At 34.9% G+C, this 22,686-nt stretch carries 21 protein-coding genes, 1 tRNA gene and 1 pseudogene; 12 read left to right on the forward strand and 11 right to left on the reverse strand.

Features of this window, described 5'->3' with window-relative positions; all coding sequences use genetic code 11:
• A partial coding sequence (locus ACFSR6_RS00005; RefSeq protein WP_379073649.1) for an IS3 family transposase occupies nucleotides 1–94 on the forward strand: 94 nt, incomplete at its 5' end.
• A 166-nt stretch (nucleotides 95–260) separates the two neighbouring features.
• Here ACFSR6_RS00005 and ACFSR6_RS00010 read toward each other — a convergent pair.
• Together ACFSR6_RS00010 and mgtE are read right to left on the reverse strand one after the other, a co-directional pair.
• Nucleotides 261–875, reverse strand: a complete 615-nt coding sequence (locus tag ACFSR6_RS00010; RefSeq protein WP_379073513.1) for an HAD hydrolase-like protein — start codon at nucleotides 873–875, stop codon at nucleotides 261–263.
• Nucleotides 876–883: 8 nt separating this feature from the next.
• Entirely contained in the window at nucleotides 884–2,260 is a 1,377-nt protein-coding gene (mgtE, locus tag ACFSR6_RS00015; protein WP_379073515.1) for a magnesium transporter, read from the reverse strand.
• A gap of 348 nt (nucleotides 2,261–2,608) precedes the next feature.
• On the opposite strand from mgtE, the gene ACFSR6_RS00020 reads away from it, so the two are divergent.
• From ACFSR6_RS00020 to ACFSR6_RS00030, 3 genes and pseudogenes are all read left to right on the forward strand, one after another.
• A tRNA-Arg gene (locus ACFSR6_RS00020) sits at nucleotides 2,609–2,680 on the forward strand.
• A gap of 967 nt (nucleotides 2,681–3,647) precedes the next feature.
• Nucleotides 3,648–4,169, forward strand: a pseudogene (locus tag ACFSR6_RS00025) (histidine kinase); the annotation flags it as partial.
• A gap of 62 nt (nucleotides 4,170–4,231) precedes the next feature.
• Nucleotides 4,232–4,804 carry a hypothetical protein gene (locus tag ACFSR6_RS00030; protein ID WP_379073517.1) on the forward strand — a complete coding sequence of 191 codons (573 nt, stop codon included), beginning with the start codon at nucleotides 4,232–4,234 and terminating at the stop codon, nucleotides 4,802–4,804.
• A 60-nt stretch (nucleotides 4,805–4,864) separates the two neighbouring features.
• On the opposite strand, the gene ACFSR6_RS00035 is transcribed toward ACFSR6_RS00030, so the two are convergent.
• From ACFSR6_RS00035 to ACFSR6_RS00055, 5 genes are all read right to left on the reverse strand, one after another.
• Nucleotides 4,865–5,968 (reverse strand): 6-bladed beta-propeller, encoded by a 1,104-nt coding sequence (locus ACFSR6_RS00035; protein ID WP_379073519.1) that lies wholly within the window; start codon nucleotides 5,966–5,968, stop codon nucleotides 4,865–4,867.
• A gap of 65 nt (nucleotides 5,969–6,033) precedes the next feature.
• The gene (locus ACFSR6_RS00040) at nucleotides 6,034–6,288 is read right to left on the reverse strand and encodes a hypothetical protein (RefSeq protein ID WP_379073520.1); all 255 of its coding nucleotides are present in this window, start codon (nucleotides 6,286–6,288) and stop codon (nucleotides 6,034–6,036) included.
• A gap of 485 nt (nucleotides 6,289–6,773) precedes the next feature.
• Complete coding sequence (locus tag ACFSR6_RS00045; RefSeq protein ID WP_379073521.1) at nucleotides 6,774–7,025, reverse strand: hypothetical protein; 252 nt, start codon at nucleotides 7,023–7,025, stop codon at nucleotides 6,774–6,776.
• Between the two features lie 148 nt (nucleotides 7,026–7,173).
• A complete protein-coding gene (locus tag ACFSR6_RS00050) occupies nucleotides 7,174–7,803 on the reverse strand; it encodes a hypothetical protein (protein WP_379073523.1) in 630 nt (209 codons plus the stop codon).
• 22 nt (nucleotides 7,804–7,825) lie between these two features.
• Complete coding sequence (locus tag ACFSR6_RS00055; protein WP_379073525.1) at nucleotides 7,826–10,207, reverse strand: outer membrane beta-barrel protein; 2,382 nt, start codon at nucleotides 10,205–10,207, stop codon at nucleotides 7,826–7,828.
• Nucleotides 10,208–10,789: 582 nt separating this feature from the next.
• On the opposite strand from ACFSR6_RS00055, the gene ACFSR6_RS00060 reads away from it, so the two are divergent.
• Nucleotides 10,790–11,521: a LytR/AlgR family response regulator transcription factor gene (locus ACFSR6_RS00060; RefSeq protein WP_379073526.1), complete on the forward strand. Its 732-nt coding sequence runs from the start codon at nucleotides 10,790–10,792 to the stop codon at nucleotides 11,519–11,521.
• Between the two features lie 226 nt (nucleotides 11,522–11,747).
• Nucleotides 11,748–12,851: a sensor histidine kinase gene (locus tag ACFSR6_RS00065; protein ID WP_379073528.1), complete on the forward strand. Its 1,104-nt coding sequence runs from the start codon at nucleotides 11,748–11,750 to the stop codon at nucleotides 12,849–12,851.
• A gap of 1,209 nt (nucleotides 12,852–14,060) precedes the next feature.
• Here the strand turns inward: ACFSR6_RS00065 and ACFSR6_RS00070 are convergent.
• Entirely contained in the window at nucleotides 14,061–14,441 is a 381-nt protein-coding gene (locus ACFSR6_RS00070) for a hypothetical protein (RefSeq protein WP_379073530.1), read from the reverse strand.
• A gap of 184 nt (nucleotides 14,442–14,625) precedes the next feature.
• Here ACFSR6_RS00070 and ACFSR6_RS00075 point away from each other — a divergent pair, with 184 nt between their 5' ends.
• Nucleotides 14,626–15,210, forward strand: a complete 585-nt coding sequence (locus ACFSR6_RS00075; protein WP_379073532.1) for a hypothetical protein — start codon at nucleotides 14,626–14,628, stop codon at nucleotides 15,208–15,210.
• A 260-nt stretch (nucleotides 15,211–15,470) separates the two neighbouring features.
• Here the strand turns inward: ACFSR6_RS00075 and ACFSR6_RS00080 are convergent, their stop codons facing one another.
• Nucleotides 15,471–15,962 (reverse strand): hypothetical protein, encoded by a 492-nt coding sequence (locus ACFSR6_RS00080; protein ID WP_379073534.1) that lies wholly within the window; start codon nucleotides 15,960–15,962, stop codon nucleotides 15,471–15,473.
• 79 nt (nucleotides 15,963–16,041) lie between these two features.
• Here ACFSR6_RS00080 and ACFSR6_RS00085 point away from each other — a divergent pair, with 79 nt between their 5' ends.
• From ACFSR6_RS00085 to ACFSR6_RS00105, 5 genes are all read left to right on the forward strand, one after another.
• Nucleotides 16,042–16,278, forward strand: coding sequence for a helix-turn-helix domain-containing protein (locus tag ACFSR6_RS00085; RefSeq protein WP_379073536.1), 237 nt, complete (start codon nucleotides 16,042–16,044; stop codon nucleotides 16,276–16,278).
• A 12-nt stretch (nucleotides 16,279–16,290) separates the two neighbouring features.
• Nucleotides 16,291–16,626: a hypothetical protein gene (locus tag ACFSR6_RS00090; protein ID WP_379073538.1), complete on the forward strand. Its 336-nt coding sequence runs from the start codon at nucleotides 16,291–16,293 to the stop codon at nucleotides 16,624–16,626.
• Nucleotides 16,627–16,862: 236 nt separating this feature from the next.
• Nucleotides 16,863–17,792: an IS1595 family transposase gene (locus ACFSR6_RS00095; protein ID WP_379073539.1), complete on the forward strand. Its 930-nt coding sequence runs from the start codon at nucleotides 16,863–16,865 to the stop codon at nucleotides 17,790–17,792.
• Nucleotides 17,782–18,219 carry a hypothetical protein gene (locus ACFSR6_RS00100; protein ID WP_379073541.1) on the forward strand — a complete coding sequence of 146 codons (438 nt, stop codon included), beginning with the start codon at nucleotides 17,782–17,784 and terminating at the stop codon, nucleotides 18,217–18,219. The genes ACFSR6_RS00095 and ACFSR6_RS00100 overlap by 11 nt, the downstream gene beginning before the upstream one ends.
• 8 nt (nucleotides 18,220–18,227) lie before the next feature.
• Nucleotides 18,228–18,791, forward strand: coding sequence for a hypothetical protein (locus ACFSR6_RS00105; protein ID WP_379073543.1), 564 nt, complete (start codon nucleotides 18,228–18,230; stop codon nucleotides 18,789–18,791).
• 1,692 nt (nucleotides 18,792–20,483) lie between these two features.
• Here ACFSR6_RS00105 and ACFSR6_RS00110 read toward each other — a convergent pair.
• Together ACFSR6_RS00110 and ACFSR6_RS00115 are read right to left on the reverse strand one after the other, a co-directional pair.
• The gene (locus ACFSR6_RS00110; protein ID WP_379073653.1) at nucleotides 20,484–21,257 is read right to left on the reverse strand and encodes a hypothetical protein; all 774 of its coding nucleotides are present in this window, start codon (nucleotides 21,255–21,257) and stop codon (nucleotides 20,484–20,486) included.
• On the reverse strand, nucleotides 21,247–22,272 hold the full coding sequence (locus ACFSR6_RS00115) for a type IV toxin-antitoxin system AbiEi family antitoxin (RefSeq protein WP_379073545.1): 1,026 nt from the start codon (nucleotides 22,270–22,272) through the stop codon (nucleotides 21,247–21,249). Before ACFSR6_RS00115 ends, ACFSR6_RS00110 begins: the two co-directional genes overlap by 11 nt.
• Nucleotides 22,273–22,686 lie beyond the last annotated feature (414 nt).

The following is a 22,686-nucleotide window of genomic DNA, read 5'->3' on the forward strand; positions in this document are numbered from 1 at the left end:
TGAGTATATTAGTTATTATAACAATAAAAGGATAAGATTGAACTTAAATGGAATGAGCCCGGTTGAATACCGGGCACAAGTCTTAAATAATTAATAAGTTTGTCCAACTTTTTGGGGGCAGTCCACGTAGCGAGGACTTGTAATGAAAAGCGGGAGCAAACTTTAACAGATCTACTGCCTCTGCTTTCCAAAAAGCATTTTTTATCTGGAATTTACAACTTTAATGACGCTGTTGTCCAAAAAGTTATCAACTCAAAATACTAAACCTCTAAGCCGTAAGTAGCCAACTGCGCTTTGGTATCTTCGTAATCGGTATGATGTATGCCTTTCAAGCCTAATTGCTCTGCAACCTGCACAAATAACATCCTATCATCGATATATAAACTGGTTTCCACATCACTTTGCGAAATATCAATGGCTACTTTAAAAATGTCAGCATCGGGCTTGCGGAAATGTACGAAACTTGATGAGACAAAAAAATCAACAAATTCGTTCAGTTTAAAAGTATTGATGCGATACTGATTCAATTCCCTGCCCTCGTTGCTGATTACGGCTACTTTGAGGTTATATTTCTTTTTAAGCTGGCAGATGAGCTCGATCATTTCGGGATAAGGGAGTGATTTTTTGAACATGAATTCCTTAAAATCATCGTAGGTAAACTGACGTTCTTCGAAGAAAACGATCCGCTCCAGGTATTCATCAAGTGTGAGTTTACCCACCTCGTAGGTATCGAAAGTGAGGTGATGACGCTCTTCGAGATCAACAGAATCAAGGTTAAACAACACAGCTGCCTCGCCCCTTGCCTGCCTGTCCCAGCCATTGGTTAATAGAACACCGCCGATATCGGTAAAAAGTGTGGTAATTTTCTTTTGCATGTTCAGGTTTAAAGTAATACGCCTTTTAAAATTAATACGGCAACACTAAAGTAGATTACAATTCCGGTTACATCCACCATAGTGGCTACAAATGGCGCTGATGAGGTGGCCGGATCGAGTCTCAGTTTTTTCAAAATAATAGGCATCATGGAACCGATTAAACTGCCCCACAATACGATACCAACCAGGGTAAAAAATATGGTTGTGGCAATTAGAAACCAGTACGGCCCGTAATTGTAAAGATGCAGTTCCTGCCAGGTCACAATGCGGGTAAAACCGATTGTACCTAAAATAATGCCAAGCAAGATCCCTGATACGAGCTCGCGGCGCATTACGCGCCACCACTCTGCTATGGTTACTTCGCCCAGGGCCATGGCCTGAATAATCAATGTAGAGGCCTGTGAACCGCTATTACCACCACTGCTCATAATCAATGGAATAAACAGCGATAACACCACGGCTTTTTCGAGCTCAATTTCGAAATGCTGCATAGCGGTTGCGGTTAACATCTCGCCTAAAAACAGTACGATCAGCCAGCCTGCCCGTTTTTTTACCAGTTTAAGGATCGGAATATCAAGATAGGGCTCATCAAGGGCTTCGGTACCCCCAATTTTGTGCATATCTTCGGTATATTCTTCGTTGGCGATCCATAAAATATCATCTACGGTAACTATACCCAACAGGATGTTATTTTCATCCACTACGGGTAAAGCTACACGGTTATTCATCCTGAAGATGTTGATCGCATCTTCCTGCGGATCGTTCGCCTTAAGTGCAATAAAACGCTTGTCGGTCAGTTCGCCGATGATGGCCTCCGGATCGGCCAATAAAACCTCACGGATCCTGATATCATCCAACAGAACGCCATCTTTGTTGATGACATAAACTACGTCAATGGTTTCGGAATTTTTACCGTAACGCCTGATGTGTGCCAAAACACGCGTAATAGACCATTCTGGTTTTACGGCAATATAATCGGGTGTCATTAAACGGCCGATACTGTCTTCTTTATAGCCTAAAAGCGCTAAAGACTCTTTACGTTCTTCAGGTGGCAAAAGGGTAATCATCTTTTTCACCACATCGCCTTTTAACTCACTAAAAAGTGCAGTACGATCATCCGGTGGCAGATCTTTGATGATCTGATTAAGTTTGTTGCCCGAAAGTTTTTTAATAATACGCTCCTGGGTAGGAAAATCGAGTATCCTGAATACGTTTACGGCCCTGTTAAGGGATAGGGTTTCTATAAATTTTGCTGCATGTTGTGGAAGTTCATCAATCAGTTCTTCAACATCCGAAATATTCAGTTGATCGAGACATTGCTTCAAAGCCCTATCATTCTCTTTTTCAAGCAGTTCCTGAATTTCTTCCACAACCATTTCTTCCATACGCAAAATTTTATTTATGACATGCCTAAACCTTTATTAACAGTTCGCAAAGGTGCATTTTTATTTCCTAAAAAGCCAACCTAAGCATCCAAAAACCGTGTATTGAACAGCCGAATTTAAAAAATATGACTGCATAAACCCAGCATACCTTAATGTTTGGATAATGAATTAATCATTTCTTAATATAAAAAACACAAGGTTAAAATGAAGAAGGGATATGTAAATTAACTTTAAAGTAAAATCGTAAATATAACAATTCTCTTAAACGCTGAGATCTTATCTGATCATGGAAGATATTTTTAGAAAACAAGAAAAATTTAGCTTATGATTTTCTATATTTGCAGCCCTGCTCCCGTAGTTCAATGGATAGAATTATGGTTTCCGGTACCATCGATATGAGTTCGAATCTCGTCGGGAGCACAAACGAGACAATCAGTTTTTAATCTGATTGTCTCGTTTTTATTTTACGCAACTCGCTATTAATCAAACATATTAACTCAACCCCAGGTACAGATGGGAGGCACTTATAAAAGTGGCCTTTTGAAGTTTTTAGAAGAAAAGACTTTGTTAACCGGCCGGATATAACAGATCTTACAATTTAACGGTCTACAATGATATGTGTCCCTGTAACAGTAATGGTGAGACTTGTCACAGTTGGATCAGTGCTCTGGAGATTTCGGTCTCCTGCCTTGCTGAAGATAAAAACTGTTTTTTTCTTCAGCCTTTTCTGCTGATGTTTCATAGTTTATTTCCTGAAACTAGGGGTAGAAAAACGCCAAAAAAAAAGTTATTACACCGGGGATAATTCAGTGATGACCAATACGACTATAGCCGTGACGAACATTATTCTAAATTTTATTAAAAAGCAAAAGATCCACCTGATCGGTTGGACAGGTTTTATCCTGTGTGAGATATTTATCGTCGGCTTTTCTACTGGCCGGTTCGGTAATACTGAAAGCTACATTATCCATTATATCTTGAATATCCTGCTCTTTTATTTTTGCGCACACTGGGCGTATCCCATAATATTCAGAAATGCATTTTTCTGGGTATGGAAATTTCCACTCCTTGCCGGCTTTACCTTTCTGTGTTATCTACTTATAAATTACATTGTAGATACCAGGATTCTGAAGCACCAATCCTGGAAGGCTGTTCAAGAACTCGAGATGGGTCATAAATATGTTCTTGGTGTGCTATATCGGGCCGCGCTCTTTATGGGAAATGCAGCCTTTTACTATCTATTTCTCGTTCATCTCAAAGAGGTGAAGACCAGAGAGGCAGCAGAAAAAGACAGTTTTCAGATCGAGCTTTCCAAAAGGGAAATGGAGGCAAAACTTGAGTAGTCTAGAAATTCCTACCTAAAGGCACAGATTAACCCCACTTACTCTTCAACACACTTAGTTTTATCTATCAGGACATATTAGCCAGCTCCCCAAAAGCAGCTGAAGCAGTAATGACCTTATCCGACATCATACGTTATAGTATAGACTGTGAATTCACAGAGTCTACTATCCCCTTGAAAGAAGAGATAACCCAGGTAAAAAGCCTGATCATGCTTCAAAGTACACGGTTTGAGGAGAAACTTAGCCTTACTTTCGAAACCGGAGACGGCATAGAAAATATAAAGTTCATTCCCCTTGTACTTGTAACCCTTGCAGAAAACATTTTTAAACATGGAATCTTTTTTGATCCGCAACATCCCGCCAAGTTGTCAATTAGTCACTGCGGCGAATTCCTTACCATACAATCACGAAACCTACCGAAAAGAAAAAGCAGGGCAACCAGCATGCACAAGGGATTGGAAAACGTACGCCAAAGGTTGGAAATCGCATATGGAAGCGGTGCAAAAATGCTTTACGGCATTAGGGAGCAATACTTTGAAATTGAAATCAAAGCGAGGATCGATTGATGGCCCTTTAACAAAACCAACCATTTATAGCCTTGTATAACTGTATCAAAATCTATCATCATATGAAAATACTAACTACAAAAATTATCTTTATAGTTGTCTTATTTAGCTTCCTATCCTCTTGGGGACAGCTTCCGCAGACAAAAGCTGTAAACGACCTACTTGTTACCGTTGAAAATAACCTGCTGAATGTGCCGTCCAAGGGGAAATATGCAAAGGTGGCAGATAGCCTGAACAAAAACCTCATCAGGAACCCTGACTATACAACCAGTCTTTTCTATCGCGCGCTGATACACTATACGCACAACCAGATGTTGGCAGAGCCCTATCAACACACTAAAGGTACTTTAGAAAACCTAACCAAAGCAAAAACACAGATAGAAAAGGCAATAAAGATGGGCATGCGGGATTTTAGGGCACTGCAGCTTAGGGCACAGATTTATGTCGAACTATGCTACCATTTTACGAACGATGAATCCTGGATGTTCATCAAAATCCAGATGACATCCAGAAAAGCGTTGTTCGACAACTACAAAGTTCTGGTAAACCGCTATATTGACGAAATGGCCATGCAGGACAAAAATAATGCGTATCAGTACACAAAAAGGAAAATAAGTTTTACATACACACTTTAGCAAAGGATCCTAGGTGTCGTATTAAAACTTTAGCAAGCAAAATATCAAATAAGATGTAACCTATTCAAGCTCTATATCACAGATAACAAATCCTCCGCTGGTTAAATGCTCTCTTGCTTGGATAGGTAATTTCGAAAGTCCTTTATCATCAAATTGTGCCGCGGATATATATGAAACAAGATGCTTACCGTCAAAATCAGCAAGATTCGTTAATTCATTAGATGTCGATAAATCTTCTAAATAAATTCTTTTCTGAACAATGTCCAAGAAAAAAAACTTAAATTTTCTTTTGTCCCAAATCTTTCCAAACCCGTACTTCCCGTTAACAAATGTAAAATTAGTTAACATTCGGTATTTATTATATTTGGAAATCTTGCTGTCAATTTCAGTTTTATCAGCATCTGGGACATTCATTAATCCAAAGTTGAAATAATATGCTTTTCTTAACCGTCCATCCAGACTAAAAACAAAAACCTCATTGTCAATTGGCCTATTATAAAACACTGAATCATTGCTTTTTATGAATCTATACCTAGAGATCCAAAAATTATCATCGATAAACTGATCATAAGTTAACGACTTCTCCAAAACAGCCAAATTTTTATCGACCCTGATTATTTTATCATTAGCGTTATTTTTTTTATTCCATGAAGACAGCCCGAGTAAAAATTCTCCATTAGGCAGCCGCTGAACAACATCAATTTCAAAAGGGGATTTAATTGTTCTAACCAAAGAGAATTCTCTCGAATAAATCAAGAAATTATCAGCCTTACCGTCGACTATATAAATCGTTCCGTTTTCGTCAACATCAAAATCTGCGATATTCAGATAGTCTTGATTGAGTTTACCTATTTTGCCGATATAATTTCCCGCTCCATCGAAAGCAACTAAAGATTTCATCCTTACATCTAAAACATAGAATATATTGTTTTTGAATAAAATCTTATCAATTAAACCGATGTAATTATCACCACCTTTCATTTCTAAATTGACATATCGTTTATTTGCAACAATGTTTTCTGGCAAATGTTCAAAAACGGTTTCTTTAAAAGCTGAAATATTGATCTCAGTAGTAGGGATATTTAATTTTTGTTCTTTCGATTTCTGAACACAGCTAGCAAGAAATAGAATGGTAATAAATAGTAAGAGAAAAGATTTCTTCATAAGTAGCGAACTAGGTTAATGAGTGAATTTAGAAGGAGGTAATATTTTATTAGACCCGTTTAAGTTTATTTTATGTCTTCAATATCCGAGATAATACTGCAACCATATTCATCTGAACACTGCAGATCATTTGTGTTCTGACACTCGTACATCATTTTCGGCCCACCACATTTATGTTCACCGACTTTTTTTTGTAAAGCGATAAGATTGTTTTGAGATAGTCGTGAAGCGTTTGATTCTTCTGAATTTAATGATATGGTAAAAATTAGCATGATAATCACACTGGTACTGCCAATAATTGATAATAGTTTATTTTTCATAAGATTACTAATTTATTTCCCAATATTTTTTAGTCACTAACAGTCTTAAAAATGTTAAAATGAACCAAACATTAAGAAGTCTGCAATTGAAATGCTGACTTCCTATTACTTTATCTCCTCTATTGATGATGAATCGCAAATGTCATCTGTACACGAATGACTATTTATACTAGCACAATTATTACCAGGCAAAACTTTCGGCCCACTACACGTGGGTTTATCGACTTTGTTTTGTAAAGCAATAAGATTCTTTTGAAACTGTTGCGAAGCCTTTGATTGTTCTGGATTCAATGATATTATAAAAATCAACATGACTATTATACTGCTAATGTCAATAATTGATAAAAACTGCTTTTTCATAATGTTATCAATTTAGTTTAAAAATATTTTTAATTACTAACTGTCATAGAGCAAGAGAATGAGAATGACCTCCTTAACAAAACATTCAGAAGTCAGTAATAGAAATTACTGACTTCCTATTACTTTTAATTTGTTTCTTCTGTTGATGAACTACAGTTGTCATTATCCGAACACTTATGGTCATTACTGCTTTCACAGTTCCCACCCTGAGGCTTCGGCCCAGTACATTTGCCGAATTCTGCTACATTTTTAAAGGCAGCAAGATTGTTTTTAGATAACTGAGAAGCGTTTGAAGTATCAGAGCTAAAAGTTAAGGTAAAGATTAGCATAGTAGCTACACCAGTAGCACCAATTGCTGCAAAAAGACGTTTTTTCATAATAATTGTTTTATTGTTTTCAAATCGGTTACTCTGTATTTATCATTTCAACAGATGGAATTTCTATAAATTCATAAACTTGCAAATACGTTGATTGAACCTCCTTTTTTACTATGTTTATTTTGTTTAAATGGTGTATTTCAATACATTAATTTTCAGACTGGATATTGTCATTAATAGTTTTCTTATATAACTCCCAAACGTTGCCATTTAGAGTTGGGTTTCCAACCGCCAGAATCTTATTATGGCCATCAAGCAAGAAACATTGATATTCCATAGTTTTTGGAAAATGGTTAATCTTGTTTAATTCATCCTTGGTATCCATGTATACCATATTTTTAAAATTTTCACGTTTAAATAAATCTGAGAGATCTTCGTTCTTTTTTGGATTAAAATAAAAAACGAAATCCACCTTATCGCTGATTACAGTATCTGCCTCCTTAATTAACATTTTCCATACATCTATTCTGAGATCACAACTTGTACATCCGATAGAATCTGTATAAATTAGAATTTTATAAGGTTTTGGTATACTAATCCCACAAGGCTTGTATTTCCCTAAAACTGCACAGGTATTAATCTGAGGGAACTTGATTTCTTTGCCGACCCATTTATTGATAATATCTTCTGGTTTTTCGCTATGATTGGAATTTCCACATGAGACCAATAAAGTTATGCTCAATAAAATTACGGCGAGAGTAGAAGCGCCTATCAATGTATTATAAAATTGTTTTTTTAAATTTAAACTTGATTCATTTGTAAATAATTTCCGTTTCATATTAATATTAGAGCTTGGTTTTTCATTGTTGATCCCTGATTTCACCATCGATTTTTTTCTTATAGTTCTGATTTTTGAACTTTTGGCCGAAAGGAAAATTGTATACCATCTGTAGGGAAAACACCCTTTGATTGCTTAGTGCTTTCCCAGTCGAGAACTGGCTATCAAAGAAACTGTCAGATTTGTTTTTCTCAAGACCAAATGGATCATTCAAACTTATGTTCATGCTCCATTTATCCTTGAGAAGCAATTGTCGCAAAGTAAGTGTATTAGACAACAGTGCTCTGTATACGGTATATTCTGTATACATTTTAGCGGTATAATAAATTTCTACCTGTAATTTTGTCTTTTTACCAAGAATAAAATCACCTGAACCAGTGATTTCAAACACATTAAAACCATTTCTAAAGTAAATAATGTCACTTGCTTCATGTTTTGAATAAGAATAATTCGCGACAATATTTCCACTGAGAAAGGAAGAAACCTTAAATCCCTTATCAGCAGAGATCGCAAATTTATGGAGCTTATTTAAGTTGGTAACCTTATATGTAAATGGATCTTCTGTTGGTAAAAATACAGGCCTAGTTGAAGATTGGTCATAATAGAATGTAAGCCCCAATTCCTTATAGCGAAGCTGAGCCTCAATTATATCTGAAAAAATTGGTTTATAGTCAATACGACCAGCGAAGCTGGTAGCAAAACTACTTATTCGACTGGAAGGATTCAAGTCATTCAAAAATGGCCTCCTTATTTTTTTTGTATAGCCAATGCTCGCTGTTAAGTTGTTATCGAAACTTTTTTGGAGCAGGAGATTAGGATATATTTTAAAGTAATTCTGGCCCAATTCTTGACTATTATTATTCTCACTGAACAAAGAATTGGAATTTAAGAGCTCCCCTCTAACTCCAACTACTATAAGATATTTACCAAACTTAAAGCGGGAGCTAAAGAATGCGCTGCTTAATTGTTCACTGTAGTTGAATTTGGTATCTTGAGCTTTAAAAACCTGGTTTGTATTATTGTCCAGTGTATTTGATTTTAAACCAAATTCTGTAGAGATTTTTTTTGATTTAACAAGATCTGCAATTATCAGTGAAACATTTACAATATCTGTGTAACTATTGAAATTGTTTATGATCTCGCCGCTACCACCAACGCTGGAAAGCTTTTTCAGGTGGTTTGAAATAGAATATGGGTTATAAGAATAAATAAAATTCAAATAAAGATTCGTGCTTTTACTCTTATTTAAGAGATATTTGTAATTCCCACTAAGCTGAATTGCGCTACGTTTATTGTTATAGTCGTTATCAACCCTAACAACAGAATCTAGATGGTTTGACTGATAATTTAAGAAATTATAGTTTTCGATTGTCGTTCTTTTTAAAGAAGGAACAATTGAGATATCTGCATTTACACCAATGCTAGATCGAGTGTTTATATCATAATCTAAAGTAAGGTTTGGACTAACGACAAAACGCAAGCTTTTTGAATTGGTTGTATAATTATAGCTTAATACATCATATACTACGTTTTTATAATCTGAATCCTCAAGCCTACGGGTATTGTTTATATTAAATAACAGTGATGCCCTTACATTCCTAACTTTAAAGTTCAGATTAGTAGAGGCACCACCAGAGAGAAACTCATTTCCAAAAGTTTTATTGTTCATATATAGTGGTTGAGAGAAGTTTCCCCGCAAAGTCGAGTTACCCTTTTCCTTTTTTGTTATCACATTAATAATTGAAGTTATATTGGCATCATATCTTGAAGAGGCAGTTGAAATCACTTCTATTTTTTCAATTTTATCAGAACTTAGGGCTGTTAGTATTTCCAGTTGTTGTGCCTGACTCGCCAGTTCTCCCCTACCATCAATGAGAATAAGGGTACCTTCTTTACCATTTAATTTCAGCTTGCCCCCTACCAGTGATATTCCTGGTAATTTTGAGAAAAGCTCAACACTTGAGGTAGACGCGGAAAATTGATCAAGCTTTGGTCTGTATATTAGTTTTTCACCATCTTTAATTATTTGTTGCTGCACAATTTTCACTTCGTTAAGAGCAATTGCTTTTTTAATCAGGTAAACAGTGTCATTAATATAGTCTTTAGTAAAAATGAGTACTGGAGATGTGTAACCTTCATAACCAATGGGAAATGTGGTCAATCTAAGTTTGCCATTGAATGCCTCAGGAACAACAAAAGTATATTTTCCCTCTGTATCAGATAGACCTAAGAACTCTGCATTTCCTTGGGCGTTGACTAATGAAATCTTAGCAAACGTTAGTGGCGTATTGTCATCTTTACTTATCAATTTTAGATTCAGTTTTAAGTTTTGCTGTCCAAACGCCACCAGTCCAAAAAAACAGATTAAAACAATTAACAAAAAGCTCTTAATACAGCTGGACATATATCATAATTGGTATCGACAAAAAACTAAAAAACATGCTCTTGTTAATATTAATAAATAAAAAACACCTCATTTTAAAAGGAATTTGCCATCGAAAAGCTATTTATAAGATTCACCATCGTCATAAACTCAACAAAATAGCCGAGCAGGGTAATATTGCTGCATTGCTCAGTTAATTTATCGCAAATAAAACCTATTAAAAAATAATATTTATATTTAGTTATCAATTTCATATATTACAAGTCACAAACAAAATAATTTTGACATAAGGTAAGGGATCTGGGACCAAAAGGTTGGTTTCTAGGACAAAAAGAATAAAAAGGCGACCATCTAAACAGAAGAAAGGATAATACAAAGAAACTACGTGATCAGATTTCACTCTCAAGAAATTGTCTTGCGCCTAATTTTGTTATGGCTACTCTTTAACATCAAATGCTATTGATTTTGTTCTACAGATGTGCTTCATTTCTTTTCACTTGGCTTCTTTACCTGATCACTTAATTGCGTCTGGAGGTTTTCGGTCAAGATTAAAAACCATTGGTTTATATTACACTTGAGGCAGTATACAAAAACATAAAAATTATGAATTTGAGATGTATAGTTATAGATGATGAATTTGAAGCTGTTGAAGAAATATGCGAATATATTTTAAATACCCCAGAACTCGACCTGGTTATGTCATTTACCAACCCTATTGAAGCGCTTAGTTTTATAAAGAAAAATGAAAATTTCGACTTAATTTTTATGGATGTTGATATGCCCAATATTAATGGAATCGACTTATCAAGATTAATAAGGTCTAAGACCAAAAAGTTGATTTTCACAACAAGCCATGCAAAATATGCGCTGAATGCTTTTGAGGTAAGTGCAGACGCGTTTTTGCTTAAACCATTTAATTATTCAAAATTTTTCGCGACAATTGAGAAATTTTTAAGCCCCACTGATTCCTTAGTAGCTCCCGATGGAGAGTATTTATTCATTAAGAGCAAAAATGAAGATTTGAAATTGGTAAAGGTCAGATTCAAAGATATTGTTGCGATAGAGAGTCTCGCAAACTATGTTAGAATCTACACCAAAGAACTTAATTTGGTCACGCATCTTAAGCTTAAGGATGCCAAGGCAATTTTTGGTAAGGATGACAACTTTATGCAATTGCACAGAAGTTTTTTAATTTCCAAAAACCATATAAATTCGATCGAAGGAAACATATTGACAATGAGCAATGGAGCTAAGTTTGCAATTGGTGAGAATTTTCGAAAAATATTCCATGATTTTTTAAGCAACAAAACGTTAAAGCCCACTATAAACAAATAGTCATAATGGGCTCAAACGTCAATTTAAAATCGAATGTCCCGTGACAGTATGTGTCAGGGTATCAGTTGTCGGGTCGGATATTGAATTCTTCGTTTCCCTAATTGATTTAAAAATGAAAAGTGTCTTTTTTTTAATTTTTGGGTTTTTCATAGCGTCTATTTTTAGGAAACATAAACGCTTGTATAAATTAAGTCAATCAGAATTGACGAACAGTATATAATATGATATGGAAAGGCATAATATTAGGATGATCGAATCTGTATGGTACTGGTTTAAGTCAAATCGTTTGCATTTGATATTTTGGACAATCTACATTATGTATGAGGCGGGTCTTACAGGAATATTTGCTGGAAGATTTGGTAAAGCAGAGAATTATATAGTTCATTATGCCCTTAATATTTCACTTTTCTATTTTCATTATTGGATGATGAAAAAATTCGCGAGCAAGCACTTGTATCTATTATTTTTTCTTCTGCTGATTTTGTTGGAGATTGCAATATATATACCGTTTCTAGCGACATTAAATCATCTGTTTACGGACTATAATCAATCATCCATAAGGACATTCTTTGGGATTAACCATAAGTTTATTGCAAGTGCAACTTATCGCTCTATTTTTTTTATTATAGTGTCTACGGGTTATTGGTTTTTAAGGCAATATCTAAATGAACGAAAAAAAGCGGAAGAGATAGAACAAGATAGATTACAACAAATTGTTAAGAAAGAAACCGCGGAAAAGAACTTATTACTTGCACAAAATGCACATCTACGTGCACAAGTAAATCCACATTTCTTATTTAATGTACTAACTTTTATTCATCGCAGGATTAGGAAAAGTGATAAAATAGCTGGTGAAGTAGTCATATCGTTAACCTCATTAATGAGATATGCTATAGAGACAAGCCAAAATACTGAAATGGTTTTACTAAGTGAAGAGATCAGTCAGGTTTACGACCTGGTAAACATTTTAAGAGTTCTTAAAGGCGATGAATTCAATATTGAAATAAAAGTAGATCATAATATTTCGGAAATTAAATTAATCCCCCTGCTTTTACTCACGGTAACCGAAAATATGTACAAACATGGAGACTTGTCCGACGTTAATAATTGTGGCGTACTTACTATTTACCAGTCAAATAATACTTTAACGATTGAATCCAAAAATCTGATATGTGAGAAGAAAAAATCTCTCACTTTGAAAACCGGACTAAAAAATCTTCGGGAGCGGATTAGAGACTTTTATGGGACTAGAGCAGAAATAGAGTCCTTAGAACATGAAGGCATGTTTCATCTTACTATATCCATCCCTGTCAGAAAATCAAAAGCGTAACGTTTGCATTAGGGACTTGATTTTTTGATAAGTATAGCTATGAAACCTACAACTAATAGAGATCGAGAAACAGTTTTTAACGAGGTGACCTTAAAGACCGCCGGATTTCATAGCGAATATTTTATTGCACTTTATTAATGGATTGCAACAGCCCTGAAAACCAACATTTGAAAAACTAAATATGGCAATGATATATCAGTTTACACTTCACTATCGTTCGTGATATTACACCAAAAATTGCCATAATAACAAATATAGTTCATGAATATAAAATGTCAAGTCTATAATTATTTTTAGTGCTACGGTTAACCGTAAGAAATAATGGTATTTAATTGAGTTTTTTACAGCTCATTTATTAAATAAATCATTATGGCAAAAGTAGCTGCATTTCATTCGATTAAACAAAATGTTTACCATGACAACAGTAAATGTACAGAAGGTAATAACATTGAAAAAGAGAATTTAAGATCAGGAACTGGTGGTAAACCTAGATGTGCACATTGCGCTAGGCTAAACTAGTTTAAGTAATGATTCTCAATTAATTTATGACTGCCCCNTGAGTAGATTGATAACAGTGAGAATAAATTGGTATTACGGATAATAGTTCCGAACCTCTCTCTTTGTTTTCCATCTACGGTGGTAATTGAAGCTTGTATTCTTGCTCTGACCATCATTCTGTAATCAATCAAAAGTAGAAAACCTGAATTAATAAGAGGTACTATAATACTCCAATTAGGAACATCTTTTCTGATTGCAATTAATGCAAAATAACCTCCAATTAATAAGCTATTTAAGGAGAATAATTTATCATGGATTCTATCAAAATACTTTTGTGTATCAGCTATCCCAGATTCCTCCATTCTCTCAAATCGTTTATCCATATCATCCATTTCTTTTTCAGTCATGATACCAAGTTTTCTACTTTCCTCGTCTGTCATATTTTAAGATTAATGTTTCTATTCAATATTTAATTGAAGTCACCTCCAACATGTAGAAATTTTCGATATTCACTTTGAAACATTGTAGCAATATCCTCAATGTTTCCTATAGAGAATTTATAAGGAATGTTTAGGCCTGTATACATCAAAATTCTCACTTCATTCTGGTAGCTGTATTCTAATCCTTTTTGAAATAGATTCTTTTCTCCTGTGAACTTCGAAAAATCTAGGTATGAAACTAATCCAGTATCAAATTCAATAGAGTTCTCATTTAATGCATTTTTATTCTTTTTGCAAATTCCACATTATTTCTAATCAGTACATAATGAGTGCCAAATTGTTCCAAACGTTCATCTAAAATATACCACTTCTTAGGCTTATAATTGTTTGGTTCATAATTAAAGAGGCAAAAGAGATTGCCAATTGGATTTGTAATATGTTCTTTATAATGGGAATGTTTCAATTCAAATTTGTAAACCTTACTTGGGTCATTTAAGGGGCTAACATGTAAATATCCCTCCTTTCGGTATTCCATTTTGGTAACAAGCTCATTAAAATCATATCTTCCATCAGGATTTTCCTTTATTTCTTTGTTTGTAAAATAACTTATCGGATTACAATATATAGTCCCGTTTTTAAGTAAGTCATTCATATTATTTTCAGAGCCGAATTTTAGATATATCCCCATATTAGTTAGGTCGAGAATTAGAACAAAGTTGTATTAATAAAGATAGTTATTTTATACTTGTCACTTATACATGATAGAAAAGCTTAAGACTATAAACTGAATTTTCATTATCTTGGATATTTCAAACCTTAGATACTAAAAATATATAATGCTCGATTCAATTTCTAACTTTCTTCTTAATCTAAAAGATGACAAGATTATCACGGTGGGTCTTAATTTTGCCAGTTCATTTTGTCCTACTTTTCTAACCATATTTTTCTTTGACACCAATATGTTTCAGTCTCTTGATACAATAAAGCTAATACTGCTTTGTTTCTCGATAGGATGCCCCTTTTTGCTTATGAGTCTATTTACAACTATTGGTCTTGGCAGTTCTCTTAAGCGTGTAACTAGGAGTTTGCTTGAACAAAAAATATTCGATAAATATAATATTACTCACCAAGCTATCGACTCTATAACAAGAGGATTGTCTACCAGACTTGCTTGTGGCTTTGCAAGCTCAGTCTCTTGGATAATCACTGGTTTAATTACAGCAATTGTAAGTATATTTATTCGTTTTGGCGATATCAGATATTATGGGTATGGTATTACATTCCTCTATTTAGTTATATTGACTATTATTTCTCGTGTAACTGCAAACATTTGTAATAAAGTCGCTGATGGGCTAGATAAGAAAAATGATGAAGATTACGCTTTAGAAAATGCTCAACAACCCGTTCCAAATACGCCATAAAGGAGCTTATTTCTTACAGGGATCATAACCATCATCAAATACAACCGCCTCCCATGTACCATGCGTATCCTCCTTATACTTATTCCATTCTGAACTGGACTTAAAGTCGCATTTACAATGTACTGCACCATCTACAGTTCTAATACAATCTGATCCTGACTGTAACCAGTACACTATACCTGTTACAGCAATAATCAGTAACAGAGTGAGCGAAATCGCTCTTCCTTTTTTTTGATTATTCATATTTATGTTTCTTCTATTTAGATAATCTTATACCATTCTACAAAACCGTCTGTACTAATAAATTCTCTGCTATTACTACTTAGACCTTTTCTGGAAACCTTGATATTTTGAAATTGATTTCCTGCTCCATATTCTGTCTCTCCGTCATTTAATGCAATTATTTTATAGATAGGCGATTCGTCAGATATACCTGATTTACCATTGATTAAAAGCAATAAGTGTTTAATCGAATTACCATCTTTAATTTTATCGAAATACACCATATAATAGAAGTGCCCCATCATAATCCTTCCCTTTGAGTCTGGTTTTCCCAATAAAAGTTGTGCCTTTTCATTCCTTGCATCCAAAAGAGCAAGCTTAACCTCGTTTAATGTTTTAAGAGTGTCAATGGGATTGACCCTCTTGGTTGTGTCCATTGTATTTGATGAACTTTTAGATTGATTTTGGGTTAGATTGGTGCACGCAGCTGCCGAAATGAATAAGATTGCAGGTAATAGAATTTTTCTCATGATATGGATTAATTTTAAGAAACAATAATAGGGATTTTAATCCCTATATCAAAATGTATTTATTCCTTTTCTTGTGGGTATGGTTAAGGATGGAAAACATAGGCGTAATGAAGTGGGTATTCAGACCTTAGCTAAGAATATAAGGAAGTACAGGAAGGAACGTAAAATGACTATTCAAGAGCTGGCGAATGAGCTAGATGTAGACTATAGTCAAATAAGCAGGATGGAGCGAGGAATAGTAAATCCTAGTGTATCAATTATATTCGATATTGCCCAAAAACTAGGAATTGAACCATATAAACTATTGGAAGAATAAATGAACTCTTATTTGAAATCTGTAGTCAAAGCAAATGTAATTAAGGATTCTATTGAAAGTATAAGACTGAGGGAATACAATTTTCTTGGATACAACACGGAAAAATGGGAACTGAGCTTTGAGTTATTTCCTAATAACATTTCTTTTTCAGAATATTCAAGAATTTATATATTCAATAATCAATTAGACACTATTGTCAACAAAATTATTGCAGAAAAATATAACTTGCTATCCCAAGATGAATTGGAGAATGGAATCACTACAAACCTAAAAGCTTTTTTAGTTCTAAAATATCCATATTCGCAAGTTCCTGAATTAGATAGTTTCTATCCAGAAGGAACTTTCTAAATTTTTCTCTTGATAATTCAACTTTTTCTGAATCGGAATATTTTTCTGAATTAACGTAATACATTATCGTCTGTATATAATCGGTAGCTTGGTTGTCTAATATTAGATTTACAAGGCTAGACTTCTCGTGTTTATTTTCCATATCCATAAATATATAGTAAGAGAAAACATTTATAAATAGTGTAATTAACTTCTTAAAATTTGTAAATATCAAATTTTAATACCATATTTACACTATGATTCCAGAGTTTAAAAGTATAATCGATCTGCTACAGAAATTCCCTGATGAACAATCATGTATCAACCATCTTGAAAAAATTAGATGGAATGATAATGTAGTCTCGCCTTTTGATTCTGAATCTAAAGTTTATAACTGTGCGGGTAATAAATACAAGTGCAAAAACACAGGTAAATATTTCAATGTAAAAACTCAAACCATTTTTGATAATACCAAAATACCTTTACAAAAGTGGTTTCTTGCTTTGTATGTGTTTTCTTCTCATAAAAAAGGCATTTCATCACATCAATTAGCAAAAGATATAGATGTAACTCAGAAAACAGCATGGTTTATTCTTCATAGATTACGTTATGCTTTTGAGCATCCTGATTTTCAGGCAGAATTTACGGATCATGTTGAGGTTGATGAAACCTATGTTGGTGGTAAAGAACCAAACAAACATAAAAGTAAAAAGACTGGTAAAACACAAGGTCGAAATACTTCATCTAAGAAACCTGTAGTTGGAATGAGAGAACGTAATGGCAATGTTTATGCTAAAGTTGTAGATAATGTTTCTATGGGCACTATTCAGCCAATGATTGAAAGCATGGTTCCACTTGGTGCTACGGTTTATACAGATGAATGGTTAGCTTATAATAAGCTTCATGAAAAATATATTCATGGCAGGGTGAATCATGGAGCGAAAGAATTTGTTAATCAAATGGCTTCTACAAATGGTATAGAAAACTTCTGGTCACACCTAAAGCGTATGATCGATTCTAACTACCATTGGGTTAGCAAATTTCATTTGCAGAGTTATGTAAATGAAGAAGTTTTAAGATTTAATACTAGGCATAATTCAACATCACATAGATTTAATTATGTTTTAGGTAATATTGCAGGTAGATTAAAATATTCAGAGTTAATTGCAATAAGAAATGATGCCTAAAGAAGATAAAGATTTGGTAGCTGTACATGAAGATACATTTGTTTTCAATGGTGTAAAAATCAATTATGCTGTATTAGAAAGTAATGCCGTTCTTATTGCCTATCCAAGCATACTAAAGCTTTTAAACGTTACTGTTAATGAGGTTAAAGATATTAAACCCATTAAATACTGGAACTCTAAAAGAAAATGGAATAATGGCCTTTATTTAAAGGAAATACCTGATATCCTTACTTCACTTGCTTCGAATGCTCAGACTGAAAGTCTTAAATTTAAAGCAAAAGAATTATTGCAGGAATTATCGCATATTGCGTTAAAAGCACTTACAGGCGAAAAGGACATCGTAGAAGAAGAAAAGAAAGAACCTTCATTTGATCAGTTATTAGGGGCATTAATGAAAGTCCCACTACCTAAAAACGACAAAAAATAAATCGCTCTATGAAAGAAGAACTTACTACACAATTAAAAGGAATACGTGAAAAACTAAATTCAGACGATATTAGGCAAATTCACAATCAAATAAATTTACTTGAACGTTTTATAAGTAGATATTTTGAAAATTCATCATATTATCATCAATTGCTAGGCGCAAAGAAATCAGTTGGAATGATTGAGCATCTAGGAGATGGTGTCATGGGCTATCAAATTAGCAATGTCAAAGAAACCTGTTACGGTATCCTAGATAATATGATTTTAGAAACAGAAAATTTCGGTGTACCTACAAAAAACGATATGAAAGTAGACAAATCAATAAACATTAACAATCACAACAATAACACTCAAACGCAAACATTAAACCTAGAAATCCTTAAAGAAGCTTTTAAGGAGTCTTTAACAGGTAAGCAATACAAAGAACTTGCTGAAATAGTCGAAGAAGAAAAAGATATTACAAAGGCTACGCCAAGACTAATCGATAAAATCAAAAGCTTTGGAGGTGATGTAGCAAGCAATGTACTAGCTAGTTTAATCACTAACCCAACGATTTATAATGGATTGTTCTAGTATATTCTTTTATAAAGCAAGAAAGCCCCTATAAGGGGCTTTTGTTGTTTTATACATTCTTTATCCTGATGCCAATGATTTGATTCATAAAAAATATAGACTTGACATTTTATATTCATGAACTATATTTGATTTAGCAATGACATCTAGTGTAAAATAATATATCATTGCCCTAAATATATTATTGATGCAAAATATCCAGTATCTCCTCTGTCCCCATCAGATTGCAGAAAATAGTCCATGCTCAACTTTCTTTTGGTAATTTCCTCCTATCATATTTATCGGCTTTTCATTAAATTGTTTACATGGAAATAAATGAGTCAAGCGAATATGTTAAGACGAAGGCCTTGCTCCTAGCCGAATATTTCGGTCAGCGCAGATGGCCGGTGACCGCAGGTAAAAACAACTGTATACTGATTAATGTGCAAAATGAAGAGATATGCAATCTTACTGGAGACCAATTGATGGAGATAATATGTGAATCTGACTGGCATATACCGGGAACAGGCTTAAGGACCAGTCAGGTTACCTACATGTTTTGCCATCGGGGCGAATTTTACACAAAATTCGAGGTACTTTCCAGTAGTGAATATGATGTCTATGATAATGATTGAATCAGTTGATAACTCAACGAAAACGGACAAATACTATAAATCGTTAGTGAGTCCAATTTATTGTTAATATTTCTTCCCAAATTAATATGCTGGGATTAATTTATGATTCATTGGAAATCATCTAAGCTTCATGAACAGGGAATAAGGCTATATTCGCTAGGGCAATATTAATAATTTTTTAATGGGCTTCTACAACTTGAAGATATCTCCAATATTATTTTGTACTTTTTTATTCCTTTACTTCTATCAAATCGGCATCTATGGACAAACCACACCCCGTTGATCCCATACCGCCATCAATTAAATTGGAGTTAAATCATTAATTATCTTGCGATTATAGATTTGGCAGAATGGGGTCAACTGGATTGGATTTCCCAAGTAATATAGCGTAGTTAGTTATCACTCACTATTTCCTATAAGCCTTCTTTTTTCGATATTGCCCTTCAACCTTGTTTCTAATCACTTTCTCGAAATTTACTATGGCTTCGCAATGTTCATACAGGGCCGATTTTCCGCCGATTAACCCTACCCAATAAGCATTAAGCCTAAGAATCCTTTAATGACAGAAATGAGAATTAATCAAAGGTGAGTTTTTGGCATTAAAACTAAACGACTAGAATTCAAAACACTAATTTACTACCCATTACAGCACTAAGTTCGACTCCTTTTCGATCTAACTCATTGTCAAAACATTTTTTTCCTTTGCAACAGGGATAAAAGCGGATACCTGCCAGTGAATAAGGCCTGCAGGCGTATGAGCGGATAGCCCGCCAGTTGCCCATACAACAAAGAGATATTATTAAAATCTTAAACAAAACCACCATTTCTATGTCGTGTACCCCCCGTTAATAAAGTATCCATACATCTGCAGTACGTTTTGCTATCCTGTTGACAGAAGATCCTATAAGCGGTAAAACAAGTTTAAAAACGCTATAAATCAGTCGAACACACACTTTAGGCGGTAATCAGTGCACATTTTGGAGCGAAATGAGTGACTATTTTAGACGGGAATGAGCGACTTGGCTTCAACTTTTCAGTGATAACGAACGAGCTACCCCGCGTTAAACCTTTACCGATTTTAATCGCCCAGTCCAGTCAGTATTGCTACTGCCCAATCTTCATAACGCTTTTTTAGAATGGATGTAATCAAGGTGCGGAGTTCATCAGATTCCTTTAAAATGACCTGCATTTTCCTCCCGATTACCCTGGCAGAAACCAGTTGTAGGTAATCTCCCCTTTCGACCGGATATAGTTCCATCACATCGAAATGGCCCTCATAGATATCCTCATCGCTAAGCTCAAAATAAACCCTGATAATGTGTTCGATATCGCTGATATCCTTTGTACGTGAAGGACGGTCGTTATAGGCAATTAGCTTAAGGATCACGATGCCTTCAACTGAACATACTTTTACCGAAAGGCCTTCTGCGAAGCTCACTTCCTGAACAAAAGGATAAATTTCCTTAAAGCCAGGCATATTTAGGGTGAATATATTGGGTGGCTGGAGATAAACATAGCCATTTGCGGATTCGATCTTTCCAAAAGGAATCAGGTCCACTTCCAAAGCACCTTTATAATACAGTTTGATGTGCTCAGTGGCATCGGCGGTAAAATTTCCAGAAGCAAGCAAAGTATCTTTGATCATGTTGAATTGGCCTGCATCATCCAACATGATCGCCAGATCAACATCATCTGTTTTTCTTATCGAGTCGGTTCCGTCCTTTGCTGAAAGATGGAAGTCGCGCGCTATCGCACCCACGATATAAAAATCTACTTCAAATGACGCGAGAATACCCTCCATGTCCTTTAACATGGAAATAAGCGCTGGCTGGTGCAATGGATTATTTGTCAAGGTACCTTACTTTGATGCGTTCGGCCGTCTCCTGGCAACGGCTATCAAAGCTAGTAATTAATTCAGCGTAAGCCAATAGAAAAGGAACCGTTCGAACAATTTCGGCCGGCTCATATTCATTTTCCCAGAACTGTTCCAATATCTCGATCTTGCCGTCCCTGTCGGGAACCAGCTTAAGTTCCTTCATCAGTTTTGAGACACTGAGCTCGGTATAAATGGTAAACCTTTCAGGCGAAAGGTAGTCGGTCAACAATGCCCCGGCATTTTCCCCTCCCCACAAAAAATCCTTCTGCTCTATACTTCTCCAATTTTGGTAGTTAGCCTGATCGATAAACCTGTAAGTCCCCTTAAGAAGTTTTGGACGAAGGTTTGTACTGAACAGCTCACACCATTTCTGCAATAGGCGGTCCCGCTGTTCCAAAAATTTAAAAGGCCTTGCTGATCCTGCACCAGCTGATTTTAAATAACCTTCATTCTCCATTTCCGTAATCAGCGCTCCCACCGTACCAAGCGCTATGCCGGCATGATTGGCAATCCGGCGGTAAGGCTGGTTGATCAGACCAGGAAACTGCAGAATGGCAAATATAAATTTCAGACCGGTAGGGTTCCATAACTTCCCCTCCACGGGCAGTCTCGTCTCGGTTACAGCCTGGTCGTTGATGTAAACAAATAAATCCCCAGTACTGATAGAAGCATTTCCCGCCACTTCCAAGTAATTTATCCCTTGTTCTTTGAGCTCCTGTTTTAATGGCTTGGGAATATACTGGCTTATAATGAGCGGTGCATAACCATTCAACAAATCAAGAGAATGCAAAATCGTCGGAAGCTGGCTGCTGCGCAGTTCATGTCGTACTTCCACATTAAAGAGGCTCTTTTGCCTGCCTGAACCGATAGAAACCAGTGCATCAACAATATGCTCTTCTATAAGCGCTTCAGTTTTAAGCACATCATAATTGAGGCCAGTCAATTCGTTTAGCCTTTCCAGTCCTGCATAAAGTATCCTTTGTTCACTCATATCAACATGTTCATGATTCATGAACAATCAAAAATAATGAACATATTCTTCATTTCAAAGCGATATTAAATAGTGTGCTATCCGGAAGCCATTTTGTTGACAGATTCGGATTACTTTTTCCAGGAACCCGAATATATTTCACTATTTAGGTAATTTCTTTTGTTGCCAGGCTACTGAGCTTCTTGGAAATGGCAAAAATATTACAGTGATAAAAATGAGGCAGAATATCTGAGGATGTTTCTACGAAATTCATCTAATAGGAAGAGCTTGGATGAAATAAGTACAAGCCACTTATATTTCTTGTGGCTTTCTTCCAATATTTTGTTTAAGGAGATTGTTTACTAAAACCAAGGAGAACAAATTTTATTAAAGAATTAAATTATTTTTAAATAAAGACATTAATAACGTATTTAA

Origin of the sequence: Pedobacter vanadiisoli (genome assembly GCF_042684385.1) — a bacterium.
Taxonomy (GTDB): Bacteria; Bacteroidota; Bacteroidia; order Sphingobacteriales; family Sphingobacteriaceae; genus Pedobacter; species Pedobacter vanadiisoli.

Bases quoted from the DNA above. Each gene is read 5' to 3' on its own strand.
- ACFSR6_RS00010 (WP_379073513.1), bottom strand. From the start codon at position 875: ATGCAAAAGAAAATTACCACACTTTTTACCGATATCGGCGGTGTTCTA.
- mgtE (WP_379073515.1), bottom strand. From the start codon at position 2,260: ATGGAAGAAATGGTTGTGGAAGAAATTCAGGAACTGCTTGAAAAAGAG.
- ACFSR6_RS00030 (WP_379073517.1), top strand. From the start codon at position 4,232: ATGAAAATACTAACTACAAAAATTATCTTTATAGTTGTCTTATTTAGC.
- ACFSR6_RS00035 (WP_379073519.1), bottom strand. From the start codon at position 5,968: ATGAAGAAATCTTTTCTCTTACTATTTATTACCATTCTATTTCTTGCT.
- ACFSR6_RS00040 (WP_379073520.1), bottom strand. From the start codon at position 6,288: ATGAAAAATAAACTATTATCAATTATTGGCAGTACCAGTGTGATTATC.
- ACFSR6_RS00045 (WP_379073521.1), bottom strand. From the start codon at position 7,025: ATGAAAAAACGTCTTTTTGCAGCAATTGGTGCTACTGGTGTAGCTACT.
- ACFSR6_RS00050 (WP_379073523.1), bottom strand. From the start codon at position 7,803: ATGAAACGGAAATTATTTACAAATGAATCAAGTTTAAATTTAAAAAAA.
- ACFSR6_RS00055 (WP_379073525.1), bottom strand. From the start codon at position 10,207: ATGTCCAGCTGTATTAAGAGCTTTTTGTTAATTGTTTTAATCTGTTTT.
- ACFSR6_RS00060 (WP_379073526.1), top strand. From the start codon at position 10,790: ATGAATTTGAGATGTATAGTTATAGATGATGAATTTGAAGCTGTTGAA.
- ACFSR6_RS00065 (WP_379073528.1), top strand. From the start codon at position 11,748: ATGGAAAGGCATAATATTAGGATGATCGAATCTGTATGGTACTGGTTT.
- ACFSR6_RS00070 (WP_379073530.1), bottom strand. From the start codon at position 14,441: ATGAATGACTTACTTAAAAACGGGACTATATATTGTAATCCGATAAGT.
- ACFSR6_RS00075 (WP_379073532.1), top strand. From the start codon at position 14,626: ATGCTCGATTCAATTTCTAACTTTCTTCTTAATCTAAAAGATGACAAG.
- ACFSR6_RS00080 (WP_379073534.1), bottom strand. From the start codon at position 15,962: ATGAGAAAAATTCTATTACCTGCAATCTTATTCATTTCGGCAGCTGCG.
- ACFSR6_RS00085 (WP_379073536.1), top strand. From the start codon at position 16,042: ATGGTTAAGGATGGAAAACATAGGCGTAATGAAGTGGGTATTCAGACC.
- ACFSR6_RS00095 (WP_379073539.1), top strand. From the start codon at position 16,863: ATGATTCCAGAGTTTAAAAGTATAATCGATCTGCTACAGAAATTCCCT.
- ACFSR6_RS00100 (WP_379073541.1), top strand. From the start codon at position 17,782: ATGATGCCTAAAGAAGATAAAGATTTGGTAGCTGTACATGAAGATACA.
- ACFSR6_RS00105 (WP_379073543.1), top strand. From the start codon at position 18,228: ATGAAAGAAGAACTTACTACACAATTAAAAGGAATACGTGAAAAACTA.
- ACFSR6_RS00115 (WP_379073545.1), bottom strand. From the start codon at position 22,272: ATGAGTGAACAAAGGATACTTTATGCAGGACTGGAAAGGCTAAACGAA.